Source organism: Planococcus ruber (assembly GCF_022819085.1).
Taxonomy (GTDB): Bacteria; Bacillota; Bacilli; order Bacillales_A; family Planococcaceae; genus Planococcus; species Planococcus ruber.
On the sequence record NZ_JALHAG010000011.1, the window covers coordinates 158,729 to 175,916 of the forward strand.

Here is a 17,188-nt window from a genome sequence, read left to right on the forward strand (position 1 = left end):
CGCAAGCCGCTCTTCCTTCTTTATTATTGGGCAGCTTTAGACGCTTCCTGATCCAAAGTGATGCCGTGCGTCGCTTCCGGAAGCCCCAGGTCTGCCGAAAATCCATTGGCCCGGTAGAACGCATCGGCCATTGATGAGTCTGTGCGGACCACGATCTCTTTAAAATGGCCCCGCCCATAATTAATGATTTCTTTTAATAGTTCCGTGCCAATGCCTTGTCGCCTCGCACTCGGAGAAATGTAAAAGCGCCGGAGCCTCCCCACACTCTCTTTTGGCGAATACGGATCCCGGTTTAAACCGCCAATGGCAACCAAATGATCATGATGGTCCCATACACCATAGAGCACTTCGCCTTCTTGATTGAACGTATTGGTGCCATCTTCATACTGGCTGACGAGCCGTCTAAGAAAGCGATAGCCTTCGGCTTCACTTTCTTCCACCAGTTTTGAGACATCCACCGATTTCAAATCAGTTATTTGCTTTAAGTTCTTCGTCATGTCGCTCCTCCTCATCATGGTTTTGAATTGCCATTTCTTACGGATTCCAACATTTCTTTCACCTTGCTCTTTTAGTGTATAGAAAAAGCGCTGAACAATCCATAAAAGAGTGAATTTTCAAATAGGTTAAAAAGAAGCCTTGTATTTACAAGGCTCCTGTCTGCATTTATACCGCGGAAGATTCAATATCCGCTTTTTTGGCTTCCATTTTTTTGACGAGGTAAATGCTTGCTTCATAAAGGATCGCCATCGGAATCAACACCAGCAATTGGCTGATGAAATCCGGTGGGGTAATCAAAGCCGAGACTATGGCCAGCACAAGATAAGACCACCTTCTTACATTTTTCATCGATGTGGAAGTCAAAATTCCAATGGAAGATAAAAACAATGCCACAATCGGCAATTCAAATAATAACCCCAAAGGTACAGTGGTCATGATCAAGAAATGTACATATTCATTCGCTGAAATCATTACGGCAAAATTGGCCGCTCCAAGACCCACGAGGAATTGATAACTTAACGGATTCAAGATAAAGTAGCCGAATGCTACGCCGAGTATGAATAACAAGAGCATGACCGGTGAATACAAACCGAGAAATTTCGATTCTTCTTCTTTTAATCCCGGTTTTACGAACTGCCAAAGAAAATGGCTTAAAAACGGCAATGACAAACCGAGTGCCAAAGTGACAGAAATCGATGTATAGAATTTAATAATTTCCAGCGGGCCAAGAATTACAAGATCATGCCCTCTCACCACATACGGAAACCAAAAATTCAAAGTGGAAAAGACCAACAGCAGGAAGAACAGAAAAACAAAAGCACTTTTAATTAATTGCTTGCGTAATTCTCCCAGATGGTCCACCAAAGTTTCTACCGGTTCTTCAGAAGGCCCTTTTGGCGGTTCCGTCGGCGGCTCTGCTGCAGTTATTTCTGCAGCAGGGGCCTCTGGAATCTTCTCCGCAGGGATTTCTGGCTGTACCGCTTTTTTATGCAGCGGGCTGATTAATTTGCGTTCGCCATACGGATCCATTTAACCACCTTCAAATTTTTTCGGATTTTGTTTCTTCTTTCACTTCCGGTTTTTCGTCGTCATCCATAATGTCTTTTGCGGAACGTTTAAATTCAGACAGGGTTTTTCCGACTGCCCCACCGATTTCCGGCAATTTTCTCGGTCCAAATAAAATCAGAACAATCACCAAAATAATAATCAATCCTGGAACTCCAATTGATGCTAAGCCGCCCATAAGATGTCTCCTCCTTTTTCTTGCTTAAATAGTCTTTCAATCCGCTTTTCTTTTTAAACTAAGGATCCTCCATTTTTGCTGTAGTTGATGATTCCTTCTGCGCAGCGATAAGCTAGAGCGCCTACGGTTCCGGTCGGGTTGTAACCGCCGTTATGCGCAAAGTTCCCTGCTCCTACTACGAAGAGGTTTTCCATATCCCAATGCTGGAGGTAGTTGTTGACTACGCTCGTTTCAGGCTCTGCTCCCATAATCGTACCGCCGGTGTTATGGGTCGTCTGGTAAGGCACGATGTCGTAATCGGAAATCGGGCTTCCTCCTACTACCGTCTTCGCACCCATTTCCTGCATGATTTCTGCAGCCCGTTCTGATACGTATTTATGCATCGCCCGGTCCTGGTCGGTAAAGTTATACGTCATTTGCAGCAAAGGCACGCCATAAATGTCTTTATAGGTGCTGTCTAGAGATAAATAATTGTCACGGTGCGGCATGGAAGCACCCTGCCCGCCAATCGATAAAGATTTCAAGTAGTTTTCTATGGAAGCTTTCTTAAAATCGGCTCCCCATGACGGCGTATCCGGCGGAATAGGGTTGGTCAAAATTGGACGATTCCCGGTTTGGGTAATCGACAAACTCGCTCCATGGATAAAGTCCAAATCGCTATGGTCAAAGTTGTCGCCATTAAAATCATCAATGGTCATTCCTAACGCGCCAGCGCCCATGAAGACATTCATCTTCTCATCAAAGAAGCCGGATGCTCCTGGAAGGATTTGATAGCCATAGTTTTTGCCCAGCGTTCCTCTTCCAGTTTCCGGATCGTACATTTCGCCGATTTCTGATACCATGAGAAGTTTTGCATTGTTCAGCATGTAACTGGTCAATACCACCACTTCTGCCGGCTGGATAAATTCTTCGAAAGTAACGGTGTCAAAATAACGGACTCCTGTTACCCGGTCTCCCTCTTTCATGATTTCCACTACATTTGAATTAAATTTAATTTCATAATTCCCTGTATCTTTTGCCGTTGGGACAACCGTAATTTCCGGTGAAGTTTTCGCTCCGTACTCACAGCCGAAACGTTCACAGAAACCGCAGTATTGGCAAGCATTGATTTGCTGGCCATCCGGATTTTCATAAGCTTCAGATAAGTTTGCGGACGGCATCATAAACGGCGAATAGCCGAGATTAGTTGTTGCTGACTCAAACTTTTTCAATATCGGCGTCTTTTTCATTGGCGGAGTCGGGTAATCGCTTGAGCGTTTGCCAGCGAATGGATTTTTGTCTTCTCCGGAGATGCCTGCGGTCTTTTCAAAACGGTCAAAATAAGGCTCTAACTCATCATAAGTTATGCCCCAGTCTTGAATTGTGTATTCAGGAGGAAGTTTATTGGCTCCATATTTCTCATCTGTCATTGTTTTAATTTGGAAATCATACGGCAGAAACCGCCAGTTTTGGCCATTCCAGTGCGTACCAGATCCTCCAAGGCCTTCTCCGAGCAAAAATGAGCCCATTTGGCGCATAGGTAAGGCTTTTTGGTCCCGTCTATTGCGGAACGTAATCGTTTCTTTCGACAAATCCTGCATCAATTCATAACGGACCGCATAGCGGTATTCGTCATGGACAATCGCGAAATCTTCCGTTCCGCGTTCCCGCCCGCGTTCGAGGCCCACGACTTTCAGTCCTTCTTTTGCACATTCAGCAGCAACAATGCCGCCCGTCCAGCCTACTCCGACTGTTACGACGTCTACTTTATCCAAAGTTGTGACCATTGAGATTCCCCCTCCTTGTTAATGCTGCATACCGAGAGATTTCGGTTCGATTTCTACATATTCTTCGCTTTCAATTTGATTAATATAGGAAGCCTGATGCCCTGGGAAGCCTTTCATTTTCCAGCCTTCCATTCCTTCATTGCCTGAATAGATTGGATCTGCATAGGCTCCTTCAAGCGTCGCCATGCGCAGTAATTTAAAGAAAAACAAAGCCGAAACACCTTTCATTTCGATTTCATCTTCCTGGAACGCTGTTAAAATTTCATCCATCTGCTCTCCTTCAAGCTCTACGAAATCCGTTTCGAAGCGGCTTTGCGCTTCCTGCTGCATTAATTGCAGCCCTTGGCGGAACATTTCATTTCGCTTCAGGCGGCTCTGGTAGCCTTGCGTAGTTTGGCCTTCTTCAAACGGCCCTTGCATATATTCTTTTGAATTTTCGCCGTAGGCTCCTGCCAATTGCTTATCGATAAAATAAGGCACCCCGAGTCCAATGGCTCCTGGTCCAAGATCGTCTTCCGGAAAAATACGTTCTGTGGCATTTGCTAAAATTTGGAATTCAGCATCATTTTTAAAGAACATTAATCCCCTGACTCCGCCGGCTGACCCTTCCCCGTGCTGTTCCCCACTTGGGGCCGGTGCATTGGATGAAGCGTTGTTGTTGTTTGAATTCGCGCCAATAAGACCGCCGATAATTCCACCGCCGATAAGAGCTCCTGTCGCAATTCCTGAAGTCTTCAGAAAGTCGCGCCTTGAATAATTTTTAGTTTCTTTTGCCATTTTCCTTGCCCCCTTTTCATAAATTAAAAATAATGAATATTTTCGTATAATACCCTTTTGAAAAAAAAATACACGCATTGTGAGAAAAAAGTTTTGAATTTTTTAGAAAGAAACAGACTAAGCGGCTCTAATGCTGGCTTCCGCTCTTTTATTTTCCATAAAAAAAGGCCAAGGGAATGGTCACCTCGGCTTTGTAGCATGTACTATATTAGTTTAAGATTTTGATGTTGATCGATTTGCGTCCCCAGTCCAAAGCTCCGCTTTGAGTCGGGATGAAAACGTCGATTTTGTTTCCTTTGATTGCGCCGCCAGTATCGCCGGCAATTGCTTCTCCGTACCCTTCAACCCAAACTTTTGAACCAAGCGGGATGACAGTTGGATCTACGGCAATGACTTTTTGGTTCGGATTTGAACGAAGATCGATTCCTGTTGCAGTTACGCCAGAGCATCCTGCACAATAAGCTGTATAAGCTGTTGCTGAAACCGTCATTTCTTTACCAGATTGCTCTGATGCTGCAGGTGCTGCTGTTTTAGCAGGAGCTGCTTGAGATGCCGTTTTTGCCGGCGCTGCTTCTTGAGGTGCTTTCGGCACAGAAATTGGAGATCCGCCGCTGACTACTAATTTGTCGCCAGGATAAATCCAGTGTCCTGTAATTCCGTTCCAGCTCATTAGCGTATCAAGTGAAATACCATGGGCTTGTGCAATTTTGAATAGGGTGTCGCCACTTGCTACAGTGTATGTAGACTTTTCTTGTGACACTTCAACCTTTTCTTCTGATGCAACTTCAAGCTGCTGTTTTGGGTAAATGATGTCGGATGATAAATCGTTCCATCCTTTTAATTGTTCTACTGTAACGTTCTGCGCTTGTGAAATGCTCCACAGCGTGTCACCGGATTCTACTGTATAAGATGATTGAGCGCTAGCTTGGCTGGCTGCTCCTACACTTAATGCTGCAATTGCAGTTAGTGTAATGATTTGCTTCTTCATAAAATGAATTTCCTCCTTTTCACTAACAGGAGTCATCATACCACCTACAGATTTCAAGACAATGACAAACCGACAGATATAAAATAACAATTACGTTACGTCATCTTCTACTATATTACAATCTGTAATAAATCTGATTTCGCCAATGAAATAAGGATTTTATTTACATTTTTATGTTTTTCGTTTAAAAAACCGGCATTTTCAGCACAAAAAAAACGGAAGCTGCTCTGAGCCTCCGTTTTTTCTTATTTGAATACGCTTGTACTGTGAAGCGGCTGGATCTTCGATTTTGGATCCAAATACGCTTTTGCATTGTTGATCGCTGTTGGCGCTTCACCGAAGCCCACCGCAATCAGCTTCACTTTTCCTTCATACGTTGCGATATCTCCTGCTGCGTAGATTCCTGGAACACTGGTTTCCATTTTTGAATTTACGACCACGGAGTTTTTCTCCATTTCAAGGCCCCATTCTTTGATTGGCCCAAGTGAAGTGATATTGCCATAGTTGACGATGACGTGATCCACTTCGAGGCGTTCTTCGTTTCCTTCTTTGTCAATCAGCACCAATTCACGGACTTGCCCGTTCTCGCCGACCAATTCCTTGACGCCGTAAGGTTTTTTAATCTCAACTTTCGATTCCATCAACGTGTCAATGTTTGCCTCATGTGCAGTCATCTTGTCTCTGCGATGGCTTAAGGTAACATGGGAAGCAACATTTTCAAGCATCATCGCCCAGTCAACAGCCGAGTCTCCTCCGCCAAGGACGACCACTTTCTTGCCGCTGAACATCGTCAAATCTTTTACTCCGTAATGCAAAGACGTACCTTCAAATGCTTCAGAACCTTCAACACCCAATTTACGCGGTTGGAATGCCCCTACTCCAGCAGTCAAAAGAATAGCCTTCGTGTAATGCAGACCTTTATCTGTCTGGATCACAAAATGGTCATCTTGACGTTCAACCGTGGAAACCGTTTCTTCTAAACAAATGGAAGGATCTCCGTAATTTGCTTGGACAACTAGATTGTCTACTAGATCCTTCGCAAGGACTTTCGTAAATCCGCCAACATCATAAATAAATTTATCTGGGTATAATTCAGTCAGCTGTCCGCCCAATTGAGGCAAGCTGTCTAAAATTTTCACTTTCATTTTTCTCATGCCGCCATAAAAAGAAGCAAATAAGCCGGTTGGACCGCCGCCAATGATTGTTATATCAAAAATTTCACGCTCTTCCATTTCAACACTCCTAATCTACTCAATAATTATATCCTATCATATTGTCCCCTATTTCACGCAATCAGACTATTGATTGAAATTGAAAACGTTAAAGTCGGAGAATTTCGTTTATTAACTGCTTTTTAGGCGTTTATTGCGTACACTGGGTGGTAGAGTGTTGGAGAAAGGATGAGGGGCAATGGATTTAGGTTTAACGGATAAAGTAGCGGTAGTCATGGCTTCCAGCAAAGGGCTGGGAAAAGCTGCGGCTTTGGAGTTCGCGCAAGAAGGAGCGATTGTCATCATTTCGAGCCGGCATCGAAAAGAACTGGACATAACATGCCGAGAGATTAAACAGCAAAGCCCAGGTGCTTCCGTGCATACAAAAGTCTGCGACATGTCAAAAGAGAAGGACATCAGCGCTTTCTTCGACGCCATCCTGAGCGAGTTCGGCAAAATCGATATTCTCGTCAATAATACAGGCGGACCGAAAGCAGGCGGATTCAGCGATGTGACAGATGAGAACTGGTACGCCTCATTCGAACAAAATTTATTATCCTATATCCGCACCACCCGCGCTGTTCTTCCTTCTATGAAAGAGCAGCAATTCGGGCGCATCATCAATATCTCGTCTTCTTCGACGAAAGAAGTGCTGGACGGCTTGATCTTATCCAATACTTTCCGCGCAGGCATGGTGGGATTCGCAAAAACCTTGGCCCGTGAAGTGGCAAGCGACAATATCTTAGTCAACACCATCGGCCCCGGCCGGATAGAGACAGACCGGGTCACCGAACTGGATCAGCTGGAAGCCGACAAACAGCAGCTTCCGCTCGCAGAACTGACGAAACAAAAGGTAGCGGGCCTGCCGATCGGACGCTACGGACAACCGGCAGAATTTGCGAAAGTCGTGGTATTTCTTGCTTCCTCCGCCAATACGTATATGACCGGGCAATCGTTGGTCGTGGAAGGCGGCTTGCTGAAAGCACTTTAAACGGCAAATGATTATACAGCCAACCGAAAAATCGATATACTGGAAAATGAACCAATTAAAAAGGAGATGTTTTTAATGGCTAAAAAAGGTCACATCCACATGGAAAACGGCGAAATCATCAATTTCGAACTTTTCCCAAATGAAGCACCAAACACTGTAGCAAACTTCGAGCAGCTTGCAAACTCAGGTTTCTATAATGACGTAACATTCCACCGCGTAATTCCTGGCTTCGTAAGCCAAGGCGGCGACCCAACCGGCACGGGTGCTGGCGGCAGCGGCAAAACAATCAAATGCGAAACTGAAGGCAACCCGCATAAGCATGAAGCAGGCAGCCTGTCGATGGCTCATGCCGGCAAAGACACTGGATCTAGCCAGTTCTTTATCGTCCATGAACCACAGCCGCATCTTGACGGCGTCCACACAGTCTTCGGAAAAGTTGACGAAGCTGGCGTGAAAATCGCACGCGCAATGAAAAACGGCGACAAAATGACGAAAGTCCACGTATTCGACGAAGAATAAGAGTGCGAATGGCCCGGCTTGAATAATCAAGCCGGGCTTTTTTATGATTTTTTCTAGATACGCACAGTTATCCCGCAAATACGTATAGAAGCCAGCCGAGAATACGCCCCAATGCTGACAAAATACGCTTCTAACCGAAAAACTCCATAAAAAAACACGCACAAGGCGTGTTTTCTATAATACTTTGCTTAAGAATGATTTTGTCCGCTCATGCTGCGGATTGCCAAATAATTCACTTGGCACATTTTCTTCAACGATATAGCCGCCGTCGATAAACATGACACGGTCGCCCACTTCACGTGCGAACCCCATTTCATGCGTTACAACGACCATCGTCATCCCTTCTACCGCCAATTGCTTCATAACGTCCAACACATCCCCGACCATTTCCGGATCGAGTGCAGAAGTCGGCTCATCGAAAAGCATGATTTTCGGATCCATTGCCAGCGCCCGGGCGATCGCCACCCGCTGTTTCTGTCCGCCGGATAGTTGGCCTGGATAGACATTCGCCTTTTCACGCAAACCGACTTTGTCCAATAGCTCATACGCTTTTTCCGTAATTGCTTTTTTATCATTCTTCTTTAATTTCATCGGTGCCAATGTGACGTTTTCCAATACACTTTTATGCGGAAACAAATTAAATTGCTGGAACACCATTCCCACATCCTGGCGAATTTTGTTGATATCATTTTTAGGTTCGGTGATATCCACGCCTTCAATATACACGTGGCCCCCGGTAATATCTTCTAAACGGTTCAAGCACCGGAGAAACGTACTTTTTCCTGATCCAGACGGACCGATTACGCATACCACTTCTTTTTCTTCGATCACCGTGCTGATATCCTTCAAAACTTCCAGCTTGCCGAATGATTTTTTTAAGTTCTCTACTCTGATCATTGTCATCGCAATACAAACTTCCTTTCTACAAAACTAGCCAGCAATGAAAGCAAGTAAATGACCACAAAATAAATGACACCGACAATCAAATACACATTAAACGCATCAAATGTGGCACTGGCTTGAATCCGTCCTTCTTGCGTCAAATCCGCAATTCCGATGACCGACAAGAGCGACGTGTCTTTCAATGAAATGATGGCTTGGTTCGTAATGGTTGGCAGCATTCTTCTAAATGCCTGCGGCAAAACGATAAAGCGCATGTTTTGCGTAGCATTCAGCCCGAGCGAACGCGCCGCTTCCGTCTGTCCTTTGTCAATTGACTGGATGCCTGCTCGAATAATTTCCGAGAAATAGGCTCCGGCATTGATGGCTACAGTTACAATCCCCGCAGTCGTATTGTCCATTGAGAAAATCTGAAGGGAATTCAATCCAAAATAAATGAAGAACAACTGAACGATGAACGGCGTTCCCCGAATGGCATCAACGAAGATTTTTGCGATCCAGTTCAAGATTTTAATCGGGGCGAGCCTTAATAATGCGACAAGCAAACCGATTAAGAACCCAAGAATAATGGCAATTACAAAGATATAAAGCGTGACTTGCAAGCCTTCCATTAAATAGGGAAAGGCATTTCTAATCGTATCCATCAACACATCTCCTTTGTAAGAAAAGCGCAAGCGCCCATCCAGCCTCAAACAGCTTAAGGTTTCGAGGACCGGGCGCTAGAGTCTAGACACCGAATGCGCAAATCATTTTTCTATGCTGTACAAAAAATGCAGCGCACAATTGCGCGCTGCAATCCATTCTTATTCTGCGATGTACTTGCCAAGAATTTCATCGTATTCTCCGCTGTCGCGCAATTCTTGAAGACCTGCATTGATTTGTTCCAACACATCGGCGTTTTCGCCTTTTAATACAGCGATTCCGTATTGGTCACCATTTAGGCGTTCTCCAACCGTTTTCAAGTCTAATCCACTTTCAGAAATCGCATAGGCGATAACCGGATAATCCTCAATTAAAACATCAGCATTGCCATTTGAAACTTCCTGGAACATTGACGGGCTGTCTTCAAACTGGGAAACCGTGAAGCCGTATTCGCCTTCGTTTGCTCTCGCAAATTCCGCTCCAGTCGTTCCGCTTTTAACTGCTACTGTTTTGCCTTGTAGATCTTCTAACGTTTCAATTTCCGTATTGTCTGAAGAAACGACCAAAGTTAGCCCTGCATCAAAATATGGATCTGAGAAATCCACCACATTTTTACGTTCATCTGTAATACTCATCCCCGCGATTGCAATATCCAATTGGCCTGCTTGCAATGCCGGAATAATGCCGCTGAAATCCATTGGGCTGAATTCGATCTCAAAACCTTGGTTTTCGGCAATCGCTGTAATCAAATCGATGTCGATTCCAGTGTATTCGCCGTCTTCTTCAAACTCAAATGGTGGGTATGTAGTATCGATACCAACTGTATACTTTGCACCTTCGCTTCCGCCGTCTCCCGACGAACTGCCTGAGTTATCAGCTGCGTCGTCTGAACCGCAGGCCGCGATAATTAGCATGACTGCCATAAGAAGCATGAATAAACTGATCTTTTTCAATTCATTTCCCCCTTAATATAAATGAGATTCATCTCTTCAACAATATATCATAATTTTCAGCAAATCAGAACCTTCAAAATAAAAAAAAGACAACCAATTCCTTAGTTGTCTAGTTCTTTTCAGCTACTTCTTTTGAAATTTGACGTTTTTTTCTAAGCCGAATAAATAAACGGAAGTTATGAACTACTGTTTTTAATACGGCGTATAATGGAATGGCAATTAAGATTCCGACAAAACCGTAAAGTGCTGCGGCAATAAGCAGCAACAGGATGATCGTCAAGGGGTGAATATTCAACCGGCTTCCCATGATATTCGGCGTCACCAAGTTTCCTTCCAATTGCTGGACCACTAAAAGCACAACGAGAACTTTTACGGCCATCAACGGCTCTCCGCTCATCAAGGCGACAAATATAGCCGGGATAATGCCGATCAATGGGCCTAAAAAGGGGACAATAATCAAGAACATCGCAAAGACTGCCAGCGTAAAGGCATAATCGAGGCCAATGATGATATAGCCGATATACATCAACACCCCAACCGTAAATGCGACAATGGCTTGTCCGACAATGTAATCGGAAAGGGTCTGGTCAAGATCCCGCAACAGCTTCCTTCCCTCAAGCCGATGTTCTTCAGGAAGGTATTTCATTAAATGAGGATTTAATTTTTCATCATCCTTCAATAGAAAGAACAGGATGAACGGCACTACGATCAAGACAACGGCTACGTTCATCAACATCCCCAGAATCCCCATCACATTTTCCAGCAAGCCGTCCGATAAATCTTCCGTGTAGGAAGTCAAATAATTTTTCAATTCCGTCCCACTTACTCCAGCAAATTCAAATTTAGAAACAGCTTGGCCGGAATCTGTTGTCACTTCCTCAATTGTTTCGGGTGCCAGCTCAGCGAGGCTTGTCACTTGGCCTTTCAATAGCGGCCCCAAGAAATAAGTGATGGAAATTAATATAATGGCGATCAATGAGAAGATAAGGGCAATTCCTGCGAGTTTTGGTATGTAGCGCGTCAGCAGCTTCAATAATGGACGCAGAATATAATACAGAAGGCCAGCAATCACGATTGGCGCAAATACCGTCGCAATAATCACTTTGAATGGCCAAAAAGCGTAGTCGATCTTTCCTAAAAAGAATAGAATAATAACAATTAATAGCGTTCCGGTCGCATATTCAAAAAATGGTTTTTTAATCCACATGGAACCTCCTCCTTCCTTTTTCAATTTAAAAATTCCAGCAAAAAAGAGCGAAAGCAAGAGTTGCCTCCGCCTTCACTCTTTTGCCGGAATTGTTTATTCTTCTTCAAGTTCTTTCATTTCTCTATGAGTTTGCGGGAATCCGTTTGCCTGCCATTCATCACGGTAAGCGGAATCCAATTGGGTCAAGCCTTTTTCAGCTGGGTCCAGATCGGCTTCAACACTTTCCCGGCGGTCTACTTCTACGCTGTTGCGCATGTCCGAGTCTTCTTGAACCTTTACGCTATTTTTTTCCTGATACGCTTTAAAAACAAAAATTCCTGCAGCTGCTGCTAAGGCGCTGCCGATGACTGTATTCATAGTAGATTTTTTCATGTATACCCCTCCAAATAGAAACTGATAGACTGTCTTCTATTCTGTATACCCTTAAAACTACTTTTTAACTACTCATTGAAAAGATTTTTTGGCGCCATTTATTCTTTTAGCTCCTGCGCCTGTTTGCAACCGCCGTTTGCCGAATGAATACCACGCGGCCCTTCCTGTTTTTGCTCGTTCTTTCTTTTAATGGACACTTCATACAATCATTGCCTGCAGCTAACTTTGTAGTATGGCTGTTGCAGGGGAATGAAATGGAAAGGCAATGCTTAAGCTTCCTGCTCATGCTTAGCTTGTTCTTTTTTGAGCTCAGGCCATTGTTCAAGAAACTTTTGCGCGACGCCTTTTGTGGAAGCTGGATTCTGGCCTGTAATCAGCCTGCCGGACTGCAGCACGCAAGCGGCCATTGGAAACGTGCTCTGTTTGTATAAAGTGCCCCGATCTTTCAATGCCTGCTCCAAAGAAAAAGGAATATGCTTATATAACCCCATTAACTTTTCTTCCTTATCGGAAAACCCCGTAACGACATGCCCTGATAAAAGATATCTTCCGTCTGACAGCTTGACGTTCTGCAAACCGCTCGGCCCGTGGCATACGGCTAAAACCATTCCGCCATTTTCATAAATTGTTTTCGTAATTTCCTGCAACTCGCTGTTATCTGGAAAATCCCACATTGTTCCATGCCCTCCGGCAAAATAAATGGCGGCGTAATCCTGTGCATCGATATCCTCGGGGGCGAATGGATTTTTTATTTTGTCCATCAACTCGTCGTTCATATAGTAAGCACGCGTTTTCTTATTTGTCAGGACTGCCATCAAGCTTCTTGGATCCAGAGGAACTCGCTTTCGCGATGTACTAATAATGTCCACTTCAAAATCATTTTTCACTTCATGGTAAAAATCCGTCAATTCCCTCAGCCATAATCCGGTCTTTTTGCCTCCTGTTCCAAGGGCTGCATGATTGGTGACTGCAATCAATAGTTTTTCCATCGTGATCCCCTTTCCTGCTTCGTTCTTTTTCTTCGTATTCCCTTTCCCAAATGAAGAAAAACGTCCACCCATCGTACGTTTCTTCCGCTGCCAAGTTTGCCTGCAAGAGATTCTAAAAGCATTCTCGTCAGCTCTTATTAAACACTTTTATTGTCAGAAAATACAGTCTTTTTATATATTTTCGCCTTTATTTATGATAAAATTACAGTAACTAGGGAGGGATTAAAGATGAAAACGCTTTTGTCGTTTGCAGCATCCATCATCCTTGCATTCAGTATGTTTTCTCTTCCCGCTTCCGCTGTTGTCACGTTTGATGATGTTCCGGCAACCCATGGATTCGCCTTTGAGATCATCTATCTCCACGAACAAGGAATTGTGTCCGGCTACGAGGACGGAACATTCCGGCCCAATGCCACAGTAAGCCGCGCCCAAGCCACTGTGATGATCGGACGTGCACTCGAATTGGATGGCAAACAGCGCAAAACGCCATTTAAAGATGTAAGTGCCGGCCACCCAGCTTCCGGCTACATCGATTCTGCAGTTAAAGAAGGCATCGCCTTCGGCTTTCCGGACAATACGTTCCGCCCGAACGGTCAATTGAACCGTGGCCAGGCAGCGATGTTCCTTGACCGGGCCTTCGATTTCCCAGCGGCTCCGCCATCCGGCTTTTTGGATATGGGACCGAATACCGTTTCCAATGAAGCAGTAGCCAGACTTGCCCATCAAGGCGTCGCAAAAGGTTTTCCGGACAACCGGTTCCGGCCGTCAAGCCCTGTCACGCGCGCCCAATTCGCAGCGTTCCTTGCACGGGCAATTGAACCCACTTTCATTGAAGACAAACGTGAATTGCTTGCAGCCGCTAATGAGATTTTAGGGGCATTGCAGGAAAAGAATTTTGTTGAAGTTTCCAAGTACGTCAGCTCTTCCAAAGGATTGGCCTTCTGCCCATATAGCGGCGGATGCCTGGATGGCAATGGACAGACATTCTCCAAAAGCCAAGTAAGCGCTTTTATGGCAGACCAGAAAGAATATCTATGGGGCTATGAAGACGGCAGCGGATTTCCCATCGAGTTAACGCCGGCTGCGTATTATGATGAATATTTGATGGACGCCGACTATGAGGAAAAAGAACGCTACGGACGGACAGAGCAGCCGATGACGAGAGAGCAGATTGCACGACGCTTCCCAAATGCGGCCGTTGTTGAATTCTATAATCCCGGCACAGCACAATTCGAGTACATGGACTGGCAAAACTTAAACATGGTCTTTGAAAAAAACAGCGAAGGTGAATGGATTTTGATCGCAATTGTGAACAATCGCTGGACCATCTGACAGTTGACGAAGAGAACAAAAAAAGGCCCCAGGAATCAGATTCCCGGGGCCTTTCGTTATTCAGAAGCAATTGTTTTGAAGAGTTCCACTAAACTTTGCTGGAATTTTTCATTGTCTTCGGGCTTGCGTTTTTTCGGGCCTTTCATGCGCCCGCCGCTTTGCCGGATTTTTTTGGCAACATGGCGGCCGTGGAGCAATTGATCAATATTTTCCGAAGAATAGATTCGGCCGTTCTGGTCAATCGGATATCCTTGCTTGGCAAGGACCATGGCAGCTAGCCCATAATCCTGCGTTACGACGACATCGCCTTTTTTTACACGGTTGACTAAGACAAAATCGACTGCATCCGCACCTTTGGATACCGTAATCGTTTCCGCTCCTTCGCGCTGCATTATATGGGAAGTATCGCAGATCAGCAGCACCGGCAGGTCGAATTTTCTCGACAAAGCGATGGTCAAATCTACAACCGGGCAGCCGTCCGCATCGATCAATACTTTCGTCATCGCGATTTCCTCCGTTCCACCAGATCATCCACTAATTTTTCAGCTGCCCTTTTGTATAAATTGCTTGTATGCACCAGAGAGGCAATTAATAAAACCTGTTCCAATTCGTTCGGATCTTCTATGGCAGCCCCTTCTTTTTCGGCCAATTCTGCTTGGCGGCCAAGCCCTTCTTTAAAAGAGGCAATGCTGCCTTGTTGAATATGCAAATAACTTTCATAGAAGCTTTCTAAATTCAGCTGCTCCTTTTCCGCCCGTTCATTCAACCCATCCAATACTTGCTTCACATCATTTATCGATAAGACGCTTTTCATCTGGTAGATCAAGTGGATCAGCATAATGTGGTTGCGCGAATACTTTTTGTTCTGAACAGGGTAAAACAATTTTCCTTTTGCATAGTTATTGATCATCGTCTTCGTCAGAATTTTTTCTGCGCCGGTTCTTTTCGTTTCTTCAAAACTCGTTTCAAACAATTGAATGACTTGATCGATATATAAGTCAATTTTGGGTATATCTTCTAGAAGGATCGTTTTTTCAAGCGCCAAATCCTCTGTCAGCTTTTTTATATCCGCCACATTTTCACCTTCACCCTGTCAGTTATTACTGTTTATTCTACATGATTATTCAAAATCCTCCAAGCTTGACCACCGAATTAAATAAGAGTATTATCTTAAGTAGTTTCAATAACTACGTATAACAAGGAGCATATATTAATGAGAACTTACATAAGAGAACCATTCAATGCCTTCTCCCACCTTCTGGGCGCTGTGTTGTCTTTTATTGCTTTACTGGCCATGGTGATTAAAGCGGCTTATGGCCAGGCCCCAGCTTCGCATCTCAGCTCTGTCATTATTTTCGGCGTGAGTTTGATCTGCCTTTATTCGGCTTCAGCAATTTACCATAGCGCGCTTGCAATGCCATCCACCATTGCATTTCTCCGGAAATTGGACCATTCCATGATTTTCGCTTTGATCGCTGGATCGTATGCTCCTTTTTGCTTGATTGCGCTTAACGGCAAGCTCGGCATCATCTTGTTTGCAATCGTTGCGGGCCTTGGTATCAGCGGGATTTTCTTTAAAATGGTATGGTTCCATTCGCCGCGCTGGTTGTCTACCGCCATCTATATTGCCATGGGATGGATTATCATCTTTGCGGTCGTCCCTTTAGCAGACAGTTTATCTGTACCGGGCTTGTCATTGCTCGTCAGCGGCGGCCTTCTTTACACAGTTGGAGGCATTATCTATGGAATGAAACCGGATTTCCTGTCATCCAAGCATTTGGGCTTCCATGAAATTTTTCATCTTTTCATTTTGGCCGGCAGCCTTTGCCATTTCCTTTCTGTGTACTTCTATGTTTTATAAAGAAATGCCTTTTCTTCAAAGTTGGAGAAAGGGCATTTTCTCATCCTCCCTGTTTTCTCTCCGATTAAATGATATGATTATTCTAATAATTCATGAGGAGGAGAACCGATGGAACAATTCGATTTAAATGATCAGCGATTAGCCGACACCTTATTTGAAGCATACATACAGAACAAACCACTTTCTAAAGACCAGATTCCCGCTTTTCTGGAAAAAGAAAAAGCATATGGCATTCAACATGCCTTAACGGCGAAAAAAGCCGAAGCAGCCAATGAAGAATTGAAAGGCTATAAAATCAGTTTGACGAGCAAGGAAACACAGGAACTTTTTAATTCTGAAACCCCTCTGTACGGGGCTTTGACCTCTCCTGCGATTTCCGGCGGCACCATTGAACTTACTGCGATGAGCTCCCCTTTAATTGAACTCGAATTGATTTTCATTGCACAGGAGGATTTGTCTGCAGAAGATAGCGTAGAAGCCATTCTTCAAAAGACTTTGGTTGCCCCAGGAATCGAAGTTCCGGATTCCCGTTTTGAAGATTGGTTTCCGCATCTTTCGCTTGGCCAAGTCATCGCCGACAGTGCCGTGGCAGGAAAAATTGTGATCGGCAAGCCGAAAGAAGGCGTCCAATTTGATGACTTGGACGATATTCAAGGCCGTTTAACATTCAATGGCGAGGAAATCGCTTCAGATTCCTCGAAAGCCGTGCTAGAACATCCCGTTTATGCAGTCAAATGGCTGGCTGAAGAATTGGCTAAGCACGGGTTAGCGATCAAAAAAGGCATGGCGATTTCTTCCGGTACGTTCATCTTGCCAAAAAAGCTTGAAAAAGGCCTTTATACCGCAAGCTATGAAGGAATCGGAGAAGTCTCCTTAAAAGTGATTTAAGCTTTGCTTTCTCTACTATCTAAAAAAGGCGTCCTGCTTCGCAGGACGCCT

At 44.5% G+C, this 17,188-nt stretch carries 20 protein-coding genes; 5 read left to right on the forward strand and 15 right to left on the reverse strand.

Annotated features, from left to right (window positions below; genetic code table 11):
* Nucleotides 1-23: 23 nt before the first annotated feature.
* From MTR82_RS13525 to MTR82_RS13555, 7 genes are all read right to left on the reverse strand, one after another.
* Nucleotides 24-497 (reverse strand): GNAT family N-acetyltransferase, encoded by a 474-nt coding sequence (locus MTR82_RS13525; protein WP_246809473.1) that lies wholly within the window; start codon nt 495-497, stop codon nt 24-26.
* 166 nt (nt 498-663) lie between these two features.
* Nucleotides 664-1,527 (reverse strand): twin-arginine translocase subunit TatC, encoded by an 864-nt coding sequence (tatC, locus tag MTR82_RS13530; RefSeq protein ID WP_246809474.1) that lies wholly within the window; start codon nt 1,525-1,527, stop codon nt 664-666.
* A gap of 10 nt (nt 1,528-1,537) precedes the next feature.
* On the reverse strand, nt 1,538-1,741 hold the full coding sequence (gene tatA, locus MTR82_RS13535; RefSeq protein ID WP_052653396.1) for a twin-arginine translocase TatA/TatE family subunit: 204 nt from the start codon (nt 1,739-1,741) through the stop codon (nt 1,538-1,540).
* 53 nt (nt 1,742-1,794) lie between these two features.
* The gene (locus tag MTR82_RS13540) at nt 1,795-3,507 is read right to left on the reverse strand and encodes a GMC family oxidoreductase (RefSeq protein WP_052653398.1); all 1,713 of its coding nucleotides are present in this window, start codon (nt 3,505-3,507) and stop codon (nt 1,795-1,797) included.
* A gap of 18 nt (nt 3,508-3,525) precedes the next feature.
* Nucleotides 3,526-4,284 (reverse strand): gluconate 2-dehydrogenase subunit 3 family protein, encoded by a 759-nt coding sequence (locus MTR82_RS13545; protein WP_246809475.1) that lies wholly within the window; start codon nt 4,282-4,284, stop codon nt 3,526-3,528.
* 208 nt (nt 4,285-4,492) lie between these two features.
* On the reverse strand, nt 4,493-5,272 hold the full coding sequence (locus tag MTR82_RS13550; protein ID WP_246809476.1) for a 3D domain-containing protein: 780 nt from the start codon (nt 5,270-5,272) through the stop codon (nt 4,493-4,495).
* A 245-nt stretch (nt 5,273-5,517) separates the two neighbouring features.
* Nucleotides 5,518-6,504, reverse strand: coding sequence for an NAD(P)/FAD-dependent oxidoreductase (locus MTR82_RS13555; protein ID WP_246809477.1), 987 nt, complete (start codon nt 6,502-6,504; stop codon nt 5,518-5,520).
* A 178-nt stretch (nt 6,505-6,682) separates the two neighbouring features.
* Here MTR82_RS13555 and MTR82_RS13560 point away from each other — a divergent pair, with 178 nt between their 5' ends.
* Nucleotides 6,683-7,474 (forward strand): SDR family oxidoreductase, encoded by a 792-nt coding sequence (locus tag MTR82_RS13560; RefSeq protein ID WP_246809478.1) that lies wholly within the window; start codon nt 6,683-6,685, stop codon nt 7,472-7,474.
* 75 nt (nt 7,475-7,549) lie between these two features.
* Nucleotides 7,550-7,993: a peptidylprolyl isomerase gene (locus tag MTR82_RS13565; RefSeq protein WP_246809479.1), complete on the forward strand. Its 444-nt coding sequence runs from the start codon at nt 7,550-7,552 to the stop codon at nt 7,991-7,993.
* A 174-nt stretch (nt 7,994-8,167) separates the two neighbouring features.
* Here the strand turns inward: MTR82_RS13565 and MTR82_RS13570 are convergent, their stop codons facing one another.
* The 6 genes from MTR82_RS13570 to MTR82_RS13595 all read right to left on the reverse strand — a co-directional run bounded on the left by MTR82_RS13570 (nt 8,168) and on the right by MTR82_RS13595 (nt 13,056).
* On the reverse strand, nt 8,168-8,896 hold the full coding sequence (locus tag MTR82_RS13570; RefSeq protein WP_052653410.1) for an amino acid ABC transporter ATP-binding protein: 729 nt from the start codon (nt 8,894-8,896) through the stop codon (nt 8,168-8,170).
* Entirely contained in the window at nt 8,893-9,537 is a 645-nt protein-coding gene (locus tag MTR82_RS13575) for an amino acid ABC transporter permease (protein WP_246809480.1), read from the reverse strand. The genes MTR82_RS13570 and MTR82_RS13575 overlap by 4 nt, the downstream gene beginning before the upstream one ends.
* A 159-nt stretch (nt 9,538-9,696) precedes the next feature.
* The gene (locus tag MTR82_RS13580; RefSeq protein ID WP_052653412.1) at nt 9,697-10,488 is read right to left on the reverse strand and encodes a transporter substrate-binding domain-containing protein; all 792 of its coding nucleotides are present in this window, start codon (nt 10,486-10,488) and stop codon (nt 9,697-9,699) included.
* 109 nt (nt 10,489-10,597) lie between these two features.
* Nucleotides 10,598-11,695: an AI-2E family transporter gene (locus MTR82_RS13585; RefSeq protein ID WP_052654677.1), complete on the reverse strand. Its 1,098-nt coding sequence runs from the start codon at nt 11,693-11,695 to the stop codon at nt 10,598-10,600.
* Between the two features lie 93 nt (nt 11,696-11,788).
* On the reverse strand, nt 11,789-12,067 hold the full coding sequence (locus MTR82_RS13590; protein ID WP_246809481.1) for a hypothetical protein: 279 nt from the start codon (nt 12,065-12,067) through the stop codon (nt 11,789-11,791).
* Nucleotides 12,068-12,336: 269 nt separating this feature from the next.
* A complete protein-coding gene (locus MTR82_RS13595) occupies nt 12,337-13,056 on the reverse strand; it encodes a type 1 glutamine amidotransferase domain-containing protein (protein ID WP_246809482.1) in 720 nt (239 codons plus the stop codon).
* 228 nt (nt 13,057-13,284) lie between these two features.
* Here MTR82_RS13595 and MTR82_RS13600 point away from each other — a divergent pair, with 228 nt between their 5' ends.
* Nucleotides 13,285-14,388: an S-layer homology domain-containing protein gene (locus MTR82_RS13600; RefSeq protein WP_246809483.1), complete on the forward strand. Its 1,104-nt coding sequence runs from the start codon at nt 13,285-13,287 to the stop codon at nt 14,386-14,388.
* A 56-nt stretch (nt 14,389-14,444) separates the two neighbouring features.
* Here the strand turns inward: MTR82_RS13600 and MTR82_RS13605 are convergent, their stop codons facing one another.
* Nucleotides 14,445-14,891 carry a YaiI/YqxD family protein gene (locus tag MTR82_RS13605; protein ID WP_246809484.1) on the reverse strand — a complete coding sequence of 149 codons (447 nt, stop codon included), beginning with the start codon at nt 14,889-14,891 and terminating at the stop codon, nt 14,445-14,447.
* Nucleotides 14,888-15,463, reverse strand: coding sequence for a DUF1836 domain-containing protein (locus MTR82_RS13610; RefSeq protein ID WP_052653422.1), 576 nt, complete (start codon nt 15,461-15,463; stop codon nt 14,888-14,890). The genes MTR82_RS13605 and MTR82_RS13610 overlap by 4 nt, the downstream gene beginning before the upstream one ends.
* Before the next feature lie 138 nt (nt 15,464-15,601).
* On the opposite strand from MTR82_RS13610, the gene trhA reads away from it, so the two are divergent.
* Both trhA and MTR82_RS13620 read left to right on the forward strand, forming a co-directional pair.
* Entirely contained in the window at nt 15,602-16,249 is a 648-nt protein-coding gene (gene trhA, locus MTR82_RS13615) for a PAQR family membrane homeostasis protein TrhA (protein ID WP_246809485.1), read from the forward strand.
* 108 nt (nt 16,250-16,357) lie between these two features.
* Nucleotides 16,358-17,137, forward strand: coding sequence for a 2-keto-4-pentenoate hydratase (locus MTR82_RS13620; protein WP_246809486.1), 780 nt, complete (start codon nt 16,358-16,360; stop codon nt 17,135-17,137).
* Nucleotides 17,138-17,188 lie beyond the last annotated feature (51 nt).